This is a genomic window from Maritimimonas sp. 2210JD6-3 (assembly GCF_056591795.1).
This window is the reverse complement of the sequence record NZ_JBWQOJ010000054.1, coordinates 1-17,264: the sequence shown is the minus strand read 5'-3', so window position 1 is coordinate 17,264 and position 17,264 is coordinate 1. Positions and strand designations below refer to the sequence as shown.

Genomic DNA, 17,264 nt, shown 5'->3' with positions numbered 1-17,264 from the left:
AATAACGTATGCCCAATGGTTGTGGTGAATAGGGCCAACGCTATAATTGCCTGCCATTCATTAATAGTTGGTTGAATTTCAAAAATAAAAACTACTGGAATCAGTAAAAAAGAACAGACCAATACTTGATAAAACATAAGCATAGAACCATTGTAGTCTGAAGCTTTCTTTTTAATGATTAGATTTCTAATAGCATATGTCAATGCTGAGAACATACCCCAAAGAATTCCTTGAGTATCGGTGTTTTTTAAACTTAATTCTGGAGATAGAAAATAAATCCCAATCAGCACTACAAAGCCTAAGAACACATGCTTTAAATTTAGTTTGGTTTTAAAAAATAAAGGCTCCAAAAATGTGGTTAGTATTGGATAGGTAAACAACGACAACATAGCAATTGCTACATTAGATAACTGTAAACTATGGAAGTAGGTAATCCAATGAATACCTAAAAACAACCCACTTAATGCAATAGTTTTATAGTCTTTTTGAGCAGTAATTTTTAGACTAATCTTTTGTTGCCAACAGAAAAGACCAATGATAATGGCTGCTAGAACACATCGTAACCAAATAGTGACTGGAGGAGGCATTGAAACATAACGACCTAAAACGCCCGAAGTACTTATAAATAGCATAGCTAGATTAAGTTCTATGATATGTTTTAAGTGCTGGTTTTTCATGTTGTCATTCCTGCGAAGGTAGGAATCTATCGTTGAATAGCTTCTTCCACTTGTTGAAACTCTTCAAAATAAACAAGCACAGAAATTCCATATTTTGAGTAAAACCTTTTATGATTCCTGCTTTATGTTCATAAACTCTTCGTTGTAGATCATTTGTCATTCCAATATACAATGTTCCATTTCTTTTGCTTGTTAAGATGTAAACATACTATGTATGGATAGTTTTCATGCTTTTCTGGATTCCGCATCAAGTGCGGAATGACAACTGTGCCAAAAATAGTTAATAAACCTATCATTCCTGCGTAGGTAGGAATCTAGAGAATCTTAAGATTTAGATCTTTTTAAGAATAGTTAACGCTTTATCGACAGAAGTAATATTTTCAAAAGAAAGTAAGAGACGTAAGCCTTGCTTGGTTTCTTTTTCTTTCATTTTACACAAAGCTGTATTTTGCTGTAGGAACTTTAAAATATTAGTAAACTGATTACTTTGGTAAAAAGGTGATTGCTGATCAGAAATAAAATAGCCAATCATCTTATTTTTCTTTAAAATCAGTCGCGTTAATCCTAATTTTTTGGCAATCCATTTTAAACGAACGCTATTTAATAAATCTTGAGCGGTAACAGGTAATTCTCCAAATCGATCAATTAATTGTGCTTCATAAACAGCTAATTCCGCTTCGTTTTGCAAGTTGCTTAAGTCACTATATAAGTTCAAGCGTTCTTTTATAGAGTTTATGTAATCATCAGGGAATAATAACTCAAAATCAGTATCAATTTGCGTGTCTTTTACAAATTCTTTTGAAGTATCGTCATTTTCACTATACAGTGTTTTAAATTCGTTTTCTTTTAACTCTTCAATAGCTTCATTTAATATTTTCTGATAGGTTTCAAAACCGATATCATTCATAAATCCGCTTTGCTCACCGCCCAACAAATCACCAGCACCGCGAATTTCAAGATCTTTCATGGCTATGTTAAATCCACTTCCTAAATCAGAGAATAACTCTAATGCTTGGATTCGTTTGCGAGCTTCATCGGTCATCATATGATATGGTGGTGTGATAAAATAACAGAATGCCTTCTTATTCGATCGTCCTACGCGTCCTCGCATTTGATGTAAATCAGAGAGTCCAAAATTATTGGCATTATTGATAAAAATAGTATTCGCGTTCGGCACATCGAGACCACTTTCTACAATCGTAGTAGAAACCAATACATCAAACTCGTTATTCATAAAGGAAAGCATCAATTGCTCTAACTTTTTTCCTTCCATTTGTCCATGCCCAATACCAATTTTTGCATCAGGTAATAAGCGCTGTAGCATCCCGGCAACCTCCTTAATATTTTCTATACGATTATGTATAAAGAATACTTGACCACCACGAGAAACTTCATATTGAATAGCATCTCGAATGGTTTCTTCGCTAAAGCGGATCACATTTGTCTCGACAGGATGCCTGTTTGGAGGCGGTGTATTGATGACTGATAAATCACGTGCCGCCATTAATGAGAATTGTAAAGTTCTTGGAATTGGAGTGGCGGTTAAGGTCAACGTATCTACATTTTCTTTAATCGTTTTTAGTTTATCTTTTACCGAAACACCAAATTTCTGTTCTTCATCAACAATCAGCAACCCTAAATCTTTAAAAACCACATTTTTATTGACAAGCTGATGTGTACCAATTACAATATCTATAGCCCCTGTTTTTAGACCCTCTAAAACATTGTTGCGTTGTTTGGTAGTTCTAAATCTGTTGAGATAATCTACCACAACTGGAAAGTCTTTTAAGCGTTCACTAAAAGTTTTAAAATGCTGAAATGCCAGGATAGTGGTCGGAACTAAAATAGCGACTTGTTTACCATTGTCAACTGCTTTAAATGCTGCTCGAATCGCAACCTCGGTTTTACCGAACCCAACATCACCACATATGAGACGATCCATAGGTTGTTCTTTTTCCATATCTTGCTTTACATCAGCTGTAGCTTTTGACTGATCTGGGGTGTCTTCAAACATAAAACTAGATTCTAGTTCTAATTGCATATAAGAATCAGGATTAAAAGCGTATCCTTTTTGCATTTTACGCTTGGCATATAATTTTATAAGGTCATAAGCAATTTGTTTAACCTTAGTTTTAGTCTTTTGTTTTAGCTTTTTCCAAGCACCAGAACCCAGTTTGAAAAGTTTAGGCGCTTTACCATCCTTACCGTTAAATTTAGAGATTTTATGTAGTGAATGAATACTAATATAAAGCACATCACGATCGCCATAAATTAATTTAATAGCTTCTTGTTGTTTGCCTTCAACATCTATTTTTTGCAATCCGCCAAATTTTCCAATACCATGGTCAATATGTGTTACATAGTCTCCAATTTGAAGTGTATTCAATTCTTTTAAAGTGATAGCTTGTTTTTTTGCAAAACCACTTTTTAATCTGAATTTATGGTAGCGTTCAAAAATTTGATGATCGGTATAGCAGGCTATTTTCTGATCACTATCTACAAAACCTTGATAGAGAGGAAAGACAACAGTTTTGTAGGTAACTTCTTTTTCAACATCATTAAAGATGTCTTCAAAACGCTTTGCTTGTTTTGCATTGGCGCAAAAAAGATAGTTTTCTAGTCCGTCTTGGGTATTTTCGTTTAGGTTTTTAATCAGTAAATCAAATTGTTTATTAAAAGAAGGTTGTGGGGTAACATTAAACTTTATTGATTTGTCATGCTGAGCTTGATTTAGCATCTCATTTTGCGATTTCGAAGCAAGTTCGGAATGACGGGAGCTACTAAATTCTACTAAACTGTAATTTTCTAATTGCTCTTTAATAAGATTTCCATTGCAAAACAATTCGTTAGGTGCTGCTAATTGTATTTCACCAGCTGTTTCATTAAATGCAAGTTCTGCTTTATTAAATAGCTTATCAAGTCTGCCAAAAAGTAACTCCTTGTTTTTGGAAAAAATGATAGTTTTATTCGAAATATAGTTTAGAAAACTTTCTCTTTTTTCTTGTAATTTTTTGTTCTCTACATTAGGAAGAATACTGATTTTTTTCTCCTTTTCGGTAGATAATTGTGTTTCAATATCAAAAGTACGAATGCTATCAACTTCATTGCCAAAAAATTCAATTCTATAGGGTTCTTCATTCGAAAATGAGAATACATCTACAATACCACCTCTAACTGCAAATTCACCAGGTTCGGTTACAAAATCAACACGTTTAAAATGATATTCAAATAATACTTCGTTTACAAAATCTAATGAAATTTGCTCACCAACACTTAATTTTAAGGTGCTTTTTTCCAATTCACGCTTCGTAACTACTTTTTCGAATAGCGCATCAGGATAGGTTACAATAATGGCAGGTTTCTTTCGAGAATTAATTCTGTTTAAGACTTCAGAGCGTAAAAGAATATTTGCATTGTCAGTTTCTTCTATCTGGTAGGGGCGACGATACGAACCTGGGTAAAATAATACATTTTTCTCACCAATAAGTTGTTCAAGGTCGTTCAAATAATAAGCAGCTTCTTCCTTATCATTAAAAATCAATAAATAGGGTTTTTCAAGTTGTTTAAAGGTGCTTGAGATCACAAAAGACAATGAAGAACCTGCCAAATGCTGTAATTGAAGCTTTTGGTTTTCTTGTTGTAGCTGTTGAACAATCTCTTTTATTTTAGACGATTGATCATAAAGAGAAACAATGGTTTGTTTGCTCAATTGTTTAAATTTTGGGCAAATATAAATCTTCGTTAATTAACTTTAGAATTAAATGTGGAAATATACTTATTTAAGATTTTTACCTGAGAAGTAGTTAACTTAACTGGCTTAAGTAAGTTTTTGAAAGTAGTTAGACCATAGTCATCTATGATATTCCCAAAAGAAGAATTAAGAAATGAGGAAGAGGTAGGACTAGAATTTTCAAATGACAAAAAAATTCTTTCATTATTCTCAAAATATGGTTTCAAAACCATATATAAAGAATAACCAGAGCTATTGGTATAAGTGTCTTTTGTTATATCTATTAATTTTATCATTATTACAAAGTTACTAAAATTCACCAAATTAACTCTTCATGGTAAAATTCATTATCTTTTTCGTCAAGATTATCAACTTCAATGATGACCTCAATAAGTGTACCAATAAAGTTGTAAATGTTATTATCTAAATACCTATTACCAGACGGGTAAGACAATAATTTGACATTTTCGGTATACAATTTCCATCGACTATTAATAGATCTAATAAAACTGTTCACATTATCCAGTCCTTTTCCAGCATTTTGGGGAATTGATAACGTAGTCTTATTTTCTTTTATTGCCCATTTAACACAATTAATATAACTTTTAGTTTCAAAATTGTTTTGGTTTAAAAAAGAGTTAACCGATTCTGGAATACCAATACCTAAATCAGAAACAGCTAATTTAATTATATTTTTTTTGGGATAAAATTGACAAAACACATAAGCTCCAATTGAAGAATGAGAATGATCATAAACGTTGTTTATTAATTCAGACAAACATAGATTCAGCATTGATAAATCTTTGTCTTTACAAATATTAGAAAAATACTTCTCGGTAAAAGTAATATACTCTAACATAGTATTTCTCTCAACCCTCCTAATTGGCATAGCTGTATAGCTTGGAATTGCACTAATAGTTTTTGGTTCTATATAATTTTCTTCGCAGAATTCAACGAATCCAATATCTTTTAAATATTGAATAACTTTAGAAGTTGCAATGAGATTAAAATTACAATTCTTAGTCTTTTGTCTAATAACAAATTGAGTTAAGATAAGAATATCAGAAGGTTCGAAAAATGAAATGCCAATATTAAGTTCTAGAATTTCGTTTTCAATTCCCCTTTTTAAAATATTGAAAAGTTTATAATAATCATTTCTATTTTGGATATTTATTTTCACTTTCAAATCTTAAAACAATCCAAAAATCTTTCAAAATCCTGCTCATCATTATACACATTTGGTGATACTCGAATCGCATTACCACGAAAGGAAACAAATATGTTATTTTCAGTAAAACGCGATTTTAGCTGCTCTAAATCAATATGATCTGGTAAATAGACACCAAATAAGTGTTTGGTTCTGTAACGATCTTCTTCAATAAAGCAACCGATGTCTCTTAATCGTTCAATGGCTGATCTCGAAATTATGTCGCAATAATTCTGAATGTTTTGTGGTTGCCACTCCATTAATTGTTCTAAACTTTTAATGAGCATGGGTGTATTTATAAAGTTCGAGTATTCACCCATATTATAGCGCCCTGCTTTGGGTTGATAATGAGATTCATAATTTACCAATCCTGTAAAATCTTCACTGTTATGGCGATTGATCCAACTTTCTTCAATGGGCTCACCATCGTTGAAATAATTAGAATAATACGCCATTCCCATAGAATAGGGTCCGAGCAGCCATTTGTAGGCGACGGTAATGAGTGCATCTGGCTGTATTTCTTGTACCGAAAAAGGTAATGCACCTATATTTTGAGAACCATCTAGTACTAAAAGGGCATTATACTGTCTAGTCTTTTCTCGTATTGCTTTTAAATCGTACAAGGTACCGTCAGCCCAATGAGATGGAGGCATCGCGACTACTGCTGTCTTAGAAGAAATACTATCTAGTATGTTTTTATTCCATTTTTTTGCACGGTTTTCACCTATTTCTGGCGCAGAAATAACCTTGATAGTAGCATCATGTTGCTTGGCTAACTTTTGCCAGGTATAGACATTACTAGGAAATTGCGCATCAATTAAAATGAGTTCATCACCTGCCTGTAATTTAATGTTATTTGCAACCGTAGCCATACCATAAGAGGCAGATGGAATGATTGCTGTATTTTGATAATCTGGAGCGTCAATAAATTCAGCAAATAATTGACGTAATCTCTTTGAATGCACAAAAAAGTCTTCTGCTTTGATCTGGTAGGGCATACATTTTTGAGATACCGCTTTATGACCTACTTCTTCAACACTTTTTAAAGAAGGGGCCATATAGGCACCATTTAAATAGGTGATATGTTCTTCTAACTTAAACTTATCTTTTTGGCAATTGAGTAGTTGCAATGTTTCCATATTCAAAGATAAACTTTTCATATATATTTTTTAAATTTTTAGACTTGTCTAAAAATTTATTTATATTTGTCAAAAATATATTAAAAGTGTTTTCACAGGCAGAAGAAAATTATTTAAAAGCTATTTATGCTTTAGAAGCAACTTCTCAAAAAGGAGTAAGCACTAATTTGATTGCAGAAAAAATACAAACAAAGGCTTCTTCGGTAACTGATATGATTAAGAAATTATCGGATAAAGAACTAGTTAACTATGTAAAATATCAAGGTGTACAACTATCACAAAAAGGTAAGAGTATAGCAGTGTCCATAGTACGAAAGCATCGTTTATGGGAATGCTTTCTCGTTGAAAAGCTCAATTTTTCTTGGGATGAAGTACATGATATCGCCGAGCAGTTAGAGCACATAAAATCAGAATCGTTGATTGATAGTTTAGATGCTTTTTTAGAGTTTCCTATGGTAGATCCGCATGGGGATCCTATTCCTGATAAAGAAGGAAATATAACAACCAGAAAAAAAGTAAAACTTTCTACGTTGAAGCCACAAGAAGAAAGTGTTTTATTAACCGTAAAAGATTCCTCTGATACTTTTTTAAAATATTTAACTAAAAAAAGAATTGCTATTGGTGATTGTATAAAAGTGTTGCATATCGAACCTTTTGATAAATCGATGCAAATAAAAATTAACAAGAACGAACTAATTATAACTGAAGAAGTTGCTAAAAACTTATTAGTTAAAGAACTAGAGTAAGTAATGAAGAAACAACATTTTATTTTGGTTACATATCTTTTTACAAGTATGGTATTTACCAGTGCTCAAGATGAAGATATACCAAAAGGTTATGATGCAATCTCAACAGATAGACCAGACCAAACGGAGGCTTCAAACCTAGTTCCAAAGAATTTTTTACAAGTAGAAACAGGCGCTTTTTATGAATCTCTAAATGATGTTGATGCCACTACTTATAATACCACACTACTTAGATATGGGTTGTTAGATAATCTTGAACTGAGATTAGGATTTGATCATACCGAAGTAAAATTTAACTCAAATACAATTGCAAGTGGATTTTCACCGCTACTATTGGGCGTTAAAATAGGAGTTACAGAAGAAAAAGGAGCGCTACCTGAGATTGCTTTTATTGGTCATATTAATATGCCATTTTTAGCTTCAAATGATTTTGAAACAAAAAGTACAGGCGTTGACTTTAGATTTTCACTATCACATACCTTAAGTGAAAGATCTAGTTTAGGGTATAATCTCGGTATGGCTTGGGATGGAGCTATTACAACGGCAAATTATGTATATACGGTTGCTTACGGCTATAGTATTTCTGATAAAGTAGGTGCTTATATAGAACTGTATGGAGACCTGCCAGAGGACAGTAGCTTTAGTCATAAATGGGATGCTGGTGTGACCTATTTGGTAAGTGATACTATTCAATTAGATGTTTCTGGAGGAACAGGAATTACAAAAAACGTTCAAGATTTATTTTTAAGCACAGGTATTAGCTTTAGAATACCAGAATGAATAAAATGTCACCTTGAGCATTGCCTTTAAATAAAATATATTTTTTAAAGGTAGCAAGTGAAACTTGTCGAAAGGTGGTCTAGAAAAATAAAGTTTAATTAAAAAAGATTTCCATTTTCGTGGAAAATGAATATGAAAAAAATACTAATTATAGTACTTATATTAACCTTAGTAAATTGTAAGACTAAAGAGAAAAGACAAAATGAAAAACTTCAGGTAGTAACTACTACTACGATGATTACTGATTTGTTAAAGAATATTGGTGGTGATAAGATTGAGGTGAAGGGCTTGATGGGTACAGGCGTAGATCCACATTTATATAAAGCAAGTGAAGGTGATGTAAGTAAACTATTTAATGCCGATGTAGTGATCTATAATGGCTTACATTTGGAAGGAAAATTAGAAGAGGTCTTTGAGAAAATGCGCCATCAAAATAAAAAAGTAATTGCCATTGCTGATGCAGTAGATAAAGAAACTTTAATTGGCTCTGAATACTTTGCATCAAATTATGATCCACATATTTGGTTTGATATTTCTAATTGGGAGCGTATTACCTTATATGTAGTTACCAAACTATCAGATCTTGATCCGAAAAATGCGGAAACCTACCAGACCAATGGAAAGACTTATTTAGACAGATTAGCCATCTTAAAAACTGCTATAAATACAGCAGTTCACCAGCTACCTGTAGAAAAAAGAGTCTTAGTAACGGCTCACGATGCTTTTAATTATTTTGGGAAAGCGTATGATTTTCAGGTAGTTGGTTTGCAAGGATTATCCACGGCAACGGAAGCAGGTGTTCAAGATGTTCAAAAAATGGGCGATTTTATTATTAAAAATAAGGTAAAAGCCATTTTTGTTGAAAGCTCTGTTCCAAAAAGAACTATTGAGGCACTACAAGAAGCAGTTAAATCAAAAGGATTTGAAACTGTTATTGGTGGAACTTTATTTTCTGATGCTTTGGGTAACGATGGTACAGAAGAGGGTACCTATATTGGTATGTACAAGCATAATGTGAGGACTATTGTTGACGCGTTGAAATAATATAATTCCTGCAAAAGCAGGAATCTCATAAAAGATGAATCAATTTTAATAAGATTCCCATTTATAGGGATAGTAATCATGGACAAAAAGAAACTAGCGGTAACCGTAGATGATTTGACAGTAGCATACAACTACAAACCTGTACTTTGGGATATTGATTTGGCAATTCCCGAAGGGGTGTTAATGGCAATTGTGGGTCCTAATGGTGCTGGAAAATCTACCTTAATAAAATCCATATTAGGGATTATTGAACCGATAGCGGGAAGTGTTTCCATTTATGGAAAATCGTATGATAAACAGCGTAAGCTGGTTGCGTATGTACCTCAAAAAGGAAGTGTAGATTGGGACTTTCCTACCACGGCTTTAGATGTTGTGATGATGGGAACTTATGGTAGTTTAGGATGGATCAAAAGGCCAGGTCAAAAGCAAAAAAAGGCAGCCTTAGAAGCCTTAGAAAAAGTGGGAATGTTAGCATTTAAAGATCGACAGATTTCACAATTATCTGGTGGTCAACAACAACGCATTTTTCTGGCAAGAGCTTTAGTGCAAAACGCGTCGATCTATTTTATGGATGAACCTTTTCAAGGAGTTGACGCTACTACCGAAATAGCAATTATCAATATCTTAAAAGAACTTCGTAAAGCGGGGAAAACCTTAATCGTAGTGCATCATGATTTGCAAACAGTACCTGAATATTTTGATTGGGTAACGTTTTTAAATGTAAAGAAGATTGCCACAGGTCCTGTAAAAGATATTTTTAATGACGATAATCTAACCAAGACGTACGGAATTAATTATAAAGTAAGTGTGCAAGAGTAATGTCATTCCTGCGAAGGCAGGAATCTCATGAAACAGTAATAATTAAAATGGATTCCGCATCAAGTGCGGAATGACAAGAAAAATAGACTTAAAAGAATACATAGAACTTATTTTCACAGACTATACCTTACGTACAATTACATTAGGTACGGCTATACTTGGTGCCATTTGTGGTATGTTAGGTAGTTTTGCTGTGCTTAGAAAACAGAGTCTATTAGGTGATGCAATTTCACACGCGGCACTACCTGGAATCGCCATTGCATTTTTAATAACAGGCACAAAAGAAACGAATGTTTTACTTATTGGAGCTTTAATCAGCGGATTGATGGGTGCCTTTTGGATTCGTGGTATTATTACTAAGACACATTTAAAATCAGATACAGCGTTAGGATTGATCTTGTCGCTTTTTTTTGGTTTCGGTATGTTATTATTAACCTTTATTCAAAAACAACCAAATGCTAACCAATCAGGTTTAGATAAGTTTTTGTTTGGTCAGGCGGCAACATTATTGGCTCGAGATGTATGGTTTATGGCTATCGTCACTGCTATTTGCTTACTTGTTTTATTGTTGTTTTGGAAAGAATTTAAGCTCTTACTTTTTGATGCTGACTATACAAAAACGCTTGGGTTTGATACTAAATTTATTGATATTTTAATTACATCATTTATTGTGTTAGCTATTGTTTTAGGCTTACAAACTGTAGGGGTTGTATTAATGAGTGCGATGTTATTGGCGCCTGCAGCGGCTGCACGACAATGGACCAATAGTTTGAGTGTCATGGTGATTTTAGCGGCAATTTTTGGAGCTTTTGCAGGTGTGATCGGTACAGGAATTAGTGCAAGTCAAAGTAACTTATCTACAGGTCCAGTTATTGTACTAGTAGCTGCTGTATTTGTAATTTTTTCCTTTATTTTTTCGCCTTCAAGAGGATTATTATTTCGTCAAATACGACTCATTAAAAACCGAAGAGATTTACAGTTACATAAAACATTAGCTTTTATGTTTGGAATTGCAGAAACGCATGAAGATAAATCACATCCACACACAATTAAAATTTTAAATAATTTCCAGGGATTTTCACGAAACACTCTAAAAAAATTAGAAGATCGTAACTATGTGACTATCGATGGTCAAATGTGGTCAATGACAAATGAAGGGTATCGCTTTGCCAAGAATTTATACAGTCGAGATATAAAAACAGAAAATGAGTAGCGCGCAACTAGAAATACAATTAATTGCGAGTTTGGTAGCTATTGCCTGTGCCATTCCGGGAGTGTTCTTGGTGCTTCGAAGAATGGCTTTAATTAGTGATGCTATCAGTCACTCTATTTTACCAGGATTGGTGATAGGTTTCTTCATTACACATGACTTGGGGTCTCCTTTATTAATTCTAATGGCGGCCTTATCGGGAATTGTAACCGTGGTTTTGGTAGAGTATATTCAAAAAACAGGATTAGTAAAGGAGGATACGGCTATTGGGCTGGTGTTTCCTGCATTATTTAGTATCGGTGTGATTTTAATCGCCAAAAATGCCAATGATGTACATCTAGATATTGATATAGTTTTATTAGGAGAATTGGCATTCGCACCATTTGACAGAATTATTGTGAATGGTATTGATATAGGACCAAAATCACTATGGGTAATTGGTTGTATTCTTTTAGTAACTATACTACTGTTATTTGCTTTTTTTAAAGAATTAAAAGTGAGTACTTTTGACGCTGGCTTGGCGACCGCATTAGGCTTTTCACCAGCAGTATTGCATTATGGTCTAATGAGTGTTGCCTCAGTGACCACGGTTGGCGCTTTTGATGCCGTTGGAGCTATTTTGGTGGTTGCCTTGATGATAGCACCCGCCGCAACCGCTTATTTGTTGACCAACGATTTAAAGAAAATGTTACTATTGTCCGTTTTATTTGGTGTGTTTTCGGCTATCGCTGGATATTGGGTGGCGCATTGGCTCGATGCTTCTATTTCAGGTTCGATGACAACAATGTTGGGTCTAGTATTTTTACTGGTCTATTTATTTGCGCCAAATAAAGGTTTGATTTCTGTTTTATATCGTAATAAACAACAACAAATAGAAGTACAACTATTAACCTTTTTATTGCACTTAAATAATCACCACGAAGAAGACGAACGTCATATTAATCATTTAAATGAACATATTAATTGGCATAAAATAAAATCGCAATCTGTAGTTGATTTAGCTTCAAAAAATAATATGATTACTATTGATAAAAATATCATATCGTTAACAGAAAAAGGCAAAACATTTACCGAAAAGGCTATTGATTATATTATTACGAATGATGATACTGGTATAGAATCTATGAAAGAAGATTTCTTCTTATTTCGAGGTTAATTTTTGTATTTTGCATAAAATTCGATAGTGCAAAATCCTTCTACATTTAACATCTACAATGCCTCCGCTGGTAGCGGAAAAACCTTTACGCTGGTTAAAGAATATCTTAAGATTTTAGTAAGAACAAAAGATTACAATCGTTTTCAAAATATTCTGGCAATTACCTTTACAAATAAGGCTGCTGCTGAAATGAAGCAGCGAGTTATTTCGAACTTACGTGATTTTGCCAATATCAGAATTTTACAACAAAAGACTGATATGTTTCAGCAAATTGAAAGAGAAACAGCTATTGCTGATGTTGAGATTCATAATCGATCAAAAAAAGTACTACAAAGCATCCTTCATAATTATTCAGCGTTTAATATCACTACGATTGATAGTTTTACGCATCGATTAATACGAAATTTTGCTTTTGATTTGGGGTTGTCACTCAATTTTGATGTAGAAATGGACACCAAGTCACTACTCAATGAAGCTGTTGATCTATTGATTTCTAAAATTGGAGAAGATGAAAAATTAACTAAAATCTTGATTGATTTTTCATTGCAAAAAGCTAATGAAGATAAGTCATGGGATATTTCTAGAGAACTCAAAGAAATTGCTCAAATTTTGCTCAATGAAAATGATCTGTTACAGGTACAACATTTAAAAGGTAGATCACTCGATGATTTTATCGAATTAAAAGAAAACCTTCAAAAGAAATTAAAATTAGTTGAAAAAGAGCTTAACGAGATAGGTAAACAAGGTTTACAAATTATTCATGATTTTCAAATTGATCATAAAGATTTTTACTATTCACAGTTTCCGAAACATTTTCAAAATTGTAAATCGGCTATTTCAAAATTGAGTTTTGACAAGAGCAAAGGCCTAGCCAAAAGTATTGAAAACAAACAGTTTTACACAAAAAATAAACCTGAAGAGGTAAAAACTGCAATTGATAGCATAGTCAACCCACTTTTAGAGTTATACTATCAATCAGAAAAATTTTATCAAAAGCATTCTTTATATACATTGTTTTTAGGGAGTTTAATTCCTTTAGCAGTGTTAAGTAAAATCAATGATAGTTTAGAAGAATTAAAAGAAGAGAAGAATATTCACTTAAACGCTGAATTTAATCAAATTATTAGTGAGCATCTAAGAGCGCAACCAGCTGCTTTTATTTATGAACGTATTGGTGAGAGGTATCAACATTATTTTATCGATGAAATGCAAGATACTTCAAAATTGCAATGGCAGAATTTGGTTCCTCTTATTGAAAATGCCTTATCGCAAGAAAATTCAAGTTTGTTATTAGTGGGTGATGCGAAACAATCTATTTATCGTTGGCGCGGAGGAGAGGCAGAGCAGTTTATTGGTTTGTCTGCAAATGAAAATCCATTCCATATTAAAAGCCAACAGCAATATTTAGACACCAATTACCGCAGCTATTCTGAGATCATCCATTTTAATAATGGCTTTTTTCAATTTTTGTCAACCTATTTTAAAAAAGAAGCCTATTCTAAAATTTACTTGAATGAAAATCAACAAAACACAACAGATAAAATTGGTGGTTATGTACAGTTATCCTTCATAGAAGACGGTCTATTAGCCGCTGAAAAAGACGAAATATATCCAGAAAAAGCGCTCAAAATCATTAACGATCTAAAAGATGATTTTAACCTAAACGAAATATGTATCCTTACCAGAACACGCAAACAAGGAGTAGTTGTTGCAAATTATTTAACTGAAAACGGTATAGATATTATTAGTTCAGAAACATTGCTGTTACAGAATTCTGCCAAGGTGCAATTCATTATTGATTTGCTAACATATCTGCAACAGCAATTCGATAAAGAAGCGCAATTAGAAGTTCTCTATTTTTTGTTTGATCATTTGCATGTCAGACAGGATAAACATAACTTTTTTAGTGAATTTATTGACTATGAAGCTGTACCATTTTTTAAAAATTTAGAAAAGTATAATGTTAATTTTAACTACGAAGTTTTTTCGCAACTTCCTTTTTATGAAAGCATAGAATATAGTATTAGAAGTTTTAAGCTTACTAAAACTTCAGATGCTTATTTACAGTTTTTTTTAGATGAAATTTTACAATATTCCATTCGAAAATCAGAAGGTATTTCGGGTTTCTTAGAATATTGGCATGAGAAAAAAGACAACTTGAGCATCGTGGTTCCAGAAGAGAAAAATGCGGTTCGAATCATGACCGTTCATAAATCAAAAGGACTAGAGTTTCCAGTGGTACTATTTCCTTATGACCTAGATGTATATCGAGAACTGAATCCGAAAACCTGGTATCCTATTCAAGAAAAAGAATCTTTTAATGATTTTGAGAGCCTTTTGGTAGGCGCAAATAAGTCATTAGCACAGTCGAGCAATATGGGTTCGGTTTTATATCAGCAAAGAAAAAATGAATTAGAGTTAGATAATATTAACTTATTGTATGTTGCTTTAACAAGAGCGATTGAGCAATTGTATATCATTTCTGAGAAACGAAAGTTGGGCGATGAACCGAAGTGGTATTCACAATTTTTTACGGAATACCTAAGATCAATAGGTCAATTTGAAGATGACCAAGAAGTGTGCAAATTTGGATCAAAAAGCCGAATTTCTAAAAGGGAACTAACATCTGAAAGCAGTAAAGAACTCGAACAATTTATTAGTTCACCATGGCAAGATCATACTATTAATATAGTTGCAACATCAAGTTTACTTTGGGATTCAGAAAAAGGTTCTTCTATTCTTTATGGAAATTTAATTCATGAAATACTTGCTAAGGTAAACACAGCACTAGATATCGAAGAAGCCATAGCGTATTATATTAATAACGGAACAATAAGTACATCGGAAGCTTCTACCATACAACAGGTAATATCGAATGTAGTGCATCACAAAAAATTGAAAACCTATTTTACAAATCGTTATAAAATCTACAACGAAAGAGAATTATTAACAAATCATGGAGAAATTCTCAAACCAGATAGATTTGTTGTTGATAACAAAAATAATGCAATACTTATCGATTATAAAACAGGCAAGCCAGATAAAAAATATCATCAACAACTTACGCAATATGCAGATGCACTGTATGAAATTGGGTTTACCGTATCAAAAAAGTTACTGGTGTATGTAAGTGATATAATCACTATTGAAGAGTTTTAAAAATCATATATTTGACGGATTTAATTAACTAATATACCATGACAACATTAGATATTGTTCTCGCCGTAATTTTACTTATTGGTTTAGTGCGAGGACTTATGAAAGGCTTATTTGTAGAAATAGCTTCCTTGGTAGCGTTAGCCCTTGGAATTTATGGAGCGATTCACTTTTCTCATTTTACAGCTAGCTATTTAAAAAATAGTGTTGAATGGTCAGAGAAAACAGTTCAAATAGTATCATTTGCAATTACTTTTGTAATTATTGTATTGGTAATTTCTTTATCAGGAAAATTACTTACAAAATTAGCTGATGTAGCTGCATTAGGTATTGCCAATAAGATATTAGGAGCTGTTTTCGGAATTGCGAAAATGGCACTTATACTAAGTGTCGTACTTATAGTTTTTGAAAAACTTAACAATACCTTACCTTTTGTAAGTAAAGAAAGCATGGATGAATCTGTTTTATACAAACCCGTTAAAGATTTTGCTCCTATGCTATTTCCATCCATTTTAAATAAAGAAGAGGAACAGAAAACAGAAGCGATATAATATTTTAAAATGATAGTTTATGTCTATTGCCAAAAAACAATATAAAAGAATTACAACCAATACTCTGGTTGAAATGAAAAAGAATGGTGAGAAAATTTCGATGCTCACAGCCTATGATTACACCATGGCGAAAATCGTTGACCATGCAGGTATTGATGTGATTTTGGTAGGAGATTCTGCATCAAATGTGATGGCAGGTCACGAAACGACCTTACCCATCACCTTAGATCAAATGATCTACCATGCTTCATCTGTGATTCGAGCAATTGAACGTGCTTTGGTAGTAGTAGATTTACCTTTTGGTAGTTATCAATCAGATCCTAAAGAAGCACTGCGATCGGCGATACGTATTATGAAAGAATCTGGTGCACATGCAGTAAAGCTAGAAGGTGGTAAAGAAATAAAAGAATCGATAAAGCGTATTTTAAATGCCGGAATTCCGGTGATGGGGCATTTAGGATTAACACCACAATCCATCTATAAATTTGGAACCTATACGGTACGTGCCAAAGAAGAAGTAGAGGCAGACAGGTTAAAAGAAGATGCTTTATTATTAGAGAAATTAGGATGTTTCGGGATTGTTTTAGAAAAAGTACCAGCAAAATTGGCTAAAGAAGTCGCTGAAAGTATTTCAATACCAGTGATAGGTATCGGAGCTGGAGGCGGTGTTGACGGGCAAGTATTGGTAATTCATGACATGTTAGGTATGACACATGAATTTAATCCACGATTTTTACGTCGTTATTTAGACCTATACACTGAGATGACGGGTGCTTTTAAACAATACATTGCTGATGTAAAAAGTCGGGACTTCCCTAGCGAGAAAGAGCAGTATTAAATAAAAATCTCTATTTGTATAGTATATTTTCTTATCTTTAATCTTACTTAAAGTAATAGATCTTAAACATTTAAATTTTGAAAGCCCTTAACCTTTCGATAAAATTTGAATGTACACCTTTTTTATAAATAGAACTTTATCTGGAATTTGCATTATTGTTTACAAGATAGGGTTTTGTATTTAGTTATACTTAATTATAAAAGGACTTATG

15 protein-coding genes are annotated in these 17,264 nt (G+C 32.9%); 9 read left to right on the top strand and 6 right to left on the bottom strand.

Annotation, left to right across the window (positions count from 1 at the left end; genetic code table 11):
- From AC1EUY_RS15305 to AC1EUY_RS15280, 6 genes are all read right to left on the bottom strand, one after another.
- A partial coding sequence (locus tag AC1EUY_RS15305; protein WP_480196425.1) for a DMT family transporter occupies positions 1 to 677 on the bottom strand: 677 nt, incomplete at its 3' end.
- Positions 678 to 681: 4 nt separating this feature from the next.
- Positions 682 to 849, bottom strand: a complete 168-nt coding sequence (locus AC1EUY_RS15300) for a GIY-YIG nuclease family protein (protein ID WP_480196424.1) — start codon at positions 847 to 849, stop codon at positions 682 to 684.
- Between the two features lie 159 nt (positions 850 to 1,008).
- The gene (gene mfd / locus AC1EUY_RS15295; RefSeq protein ID WP_480196423.1) at positions 1,009 to 4,386 is read right to left on the bottom strand and encodes a transcription-repair coupling factor; all 3,378 of its coding nucleotides are present in this window, start codon (positions 4,384 to 4,386) and stop codon (positions 1,009 to 1,011) included.
- Between the two features lie 32 nt (positions 4,387 to 4,418).
- On the bottom strand, positions 4,419 to 4,640 hold the full coding sequence (locus AC1EUY_RS15290) for an STAS-like domain-containing protein (protein ID WP_480196426.1): 222 nt from the start codon (positions 4,638 to 4,640) through the stop codon (positions 4,419 to 4,421).
- 83 nt (positions 4,641 to 4,723) lie between these two features.
- Entirely contained in the window at positions 4,724 to 5,587 is an 864-nt protein-coding gene (locus tag AC1EUY_RS15285) for a hypothetical protein (protein ID WP_480196422.1), read from the bottom strand.
- Between the two features lie 2 nt (positions 5,588 to 5,589).
- A complete protein-coding gene (locus tag AC1EUY_RS15280) occupies positions 5,590 to 6,774 on the bottom strand; it encodes an aminotransferase class V-fold PLP-dependent enzyme (protein WP_480196421.1) in 1,185 nt (394 codons plus the stop codon).
- A 65-nt stretch (positions 6,775 to 6,839) separates the two neighbouring features.
- On the opposite strand from AC1EUY_RS15280, the gene AC1EUY_RS15275 reads away from it, so the two are divergent.
- The 9 genes from AC1EUY_RS15275 to panB all read left to right on the top strand — a co-directional run bounded on the left by AC1EUY_RS15275 (position 6,840) and on the right by panB (position 17,053).
- A complete protein-coding gene (locus AC1EUY_RS15275; protein WP_480196420.1) occupies positions 6,840 to 7,499 on the top strand; it encodes a metal-dependent transcriptional regulator in 660 nt (219 codons plus the stop codon).
- 3 nt (positions 7,500 to 7,502) lie between these two features.
- Complete coding sequence (locus tag AC1EUY_RS15270) at positions 7,503 to 8,279, top strand: transporter (RefSeq protein ID WP_480196419.1); 777 nt, start codon at positions 7,503 to 7,505, stop codon at positions 8,277 to 8,279.
- A gap of 132 nt (positions 8,280 to 8,411) precedes the next feature.
- On the top strand, positions 8,412 to 9,323 hold the full coding sequence (locus tag AC1EUY_RS15265; RefSeq protein ID WP_480196418.1) for a metal ABC transporter solute-binding protein, Zn/Mn family: 912 nt from the start codon (positions 8,412 to 8,414) through the stop codon (positions 9,321 to 9,323).
- A gap of 78 nt (positions 9,324 to 9,401) precedes the next feature.
- Positions 9,402 to 10,142, top strand: coding sequence for a metal ABC transporter ATP-binding protein (locus AC1EUY_RS15260; protein WP_480196417.1), 741 nt, complete (start codon positions 9,402 to 9,404; stop codon positions 10,140 to 10,142).
- A 70-nt stretch (positions 10,143 to 10,212) separates the two neighbouring features.
- Positions 10,213 to 11,355, top strand: coding sequence for a metal ABC transporter permease (locus AC1EUY_RS15255; RefSeq protein WP_480196416.1), 1,143 nt, complete (start codon positions 10,213 to 10,215; stop codon positions 11,353 to 11,355).
- Complete coding sequence (locus tag AC1EUY_RS15250) at positions 11,348 to 12,508, top strand: metal ABC transporter permease (protein WP_480196415.1); 1,161 nt, start codon at positions 11,348 to 11,350, stop codon at positions 12,506 to 12,508. The genes AC1EUY_RS15255 and AC1EUY_RS15250 overlap by 8 nt, the downstream gene beginning before the upstream one ends.
- A gap of 27 nt (positions 12,509 to 12,535) precedes the next feature.
- A complete protein-coding gene (locus AC1EUY_RS15245) occupies positions 12,536 to 15,667 on the top strand; it encodes a UvrD-helicase domain-containing protein (RefSeq protein ID WP_480196414.1) in 3,132 nt (1,043 codons plus the stop codon).
- 38 nt (positions 15,668 to 15,705) lie between these two features.
- Positions 15,706 to 16,215 carry a CvpA family protein gene (locus AC1EUY_RS15240; RefSeq protein ID WP_480196413.1) on the top strand — a complete coding sequence of 170 codons (510 nt, stop codon included), beginning with the start codon at positions 15,706 to 15,708 and terminating at the stop codon, positions 16,213 to 16,215.
- Between the two features lie 19 nt (positions 16,216 to 16,234).
- Positions 16,235 to 17,053, top strand: a complete 819-nt coding sequence (gene panB, locus AC1EUY_RS15235; RefSeq protein ID WP_480196412.1) for a 3-methyl-2-oxobutanoate hydroxymethyltransferase — start codon at positions 16,235 to 16,237, stop codon at positions 17,051 to 17,053.
- Positions 17,054 to 17,264: the final 211 nt, after the last annotated feature.

Bases quoted from the DNA above. Each gene is read 5' to 3' on its own strand.
- AC1EUY_RS15280 (WP_480196421.1), bottom strand. From the start codon at position 6,774: ATGAAAAGTTTATCTTTGAATATGGAAACATTGCAACTACTCAATTGC.
- panB (WP_480196412.1), top strand. From the start codon at position 16,235: ATGTCTATTGCCAAAAAACAATATAAAAGAATTACAACCAATACTCTG.
- AC1EUY_RS15240 (WP_480196413.1), top strand. From the start codon at position 15,706: ATGACAACATTAGATATTGTTCTCGCCGTAATTTTACTTATTGGTTTA.
- AC1EUY_RS15260 (WP_480196417.1), top strand. From the start codon at position 9,402: ATGGACAAAAAGAAACTAGCGGTAACCGTAGATGATTTGACAGTAGCA.
- AC1EUY_RS15250 (WP_480196415.1), top strand. From the start codon at position 11,348: ATGAGTAGCGCGCAACTAGAAATACAATTAATTGCGAGTTTGGTAGCT.
- AC1EUY_RS15265 (WP_480196418.1), top strand. From the start codon at position 8,412: ATGAAAAAAATACTAATTATAGTACTTATATTAACCTTAGTAAATTGT.
- AC1EUY_RS15270 (WP_480196419.1), top strand. From the start codon at position 7,503: ATGAAGAAACAACATTTTATTTTGGTTACATATCTTTTTACAAGTATG.
- AC1EUY_RS15255 (WP_480196416.1), top strand. From the start codon at position 10,213: ATGACAAGAAAAATAGACTTAAAAGAATACATAGAACTTATTTTCACA.
- AC1EUY_RS15290 (WP_480196426.1), bottom strand. From the start codon at position 4,640: ATGGTTTTGAAACCATATTTTGAGAATAATGAAAGAATTTTTTTGTCA.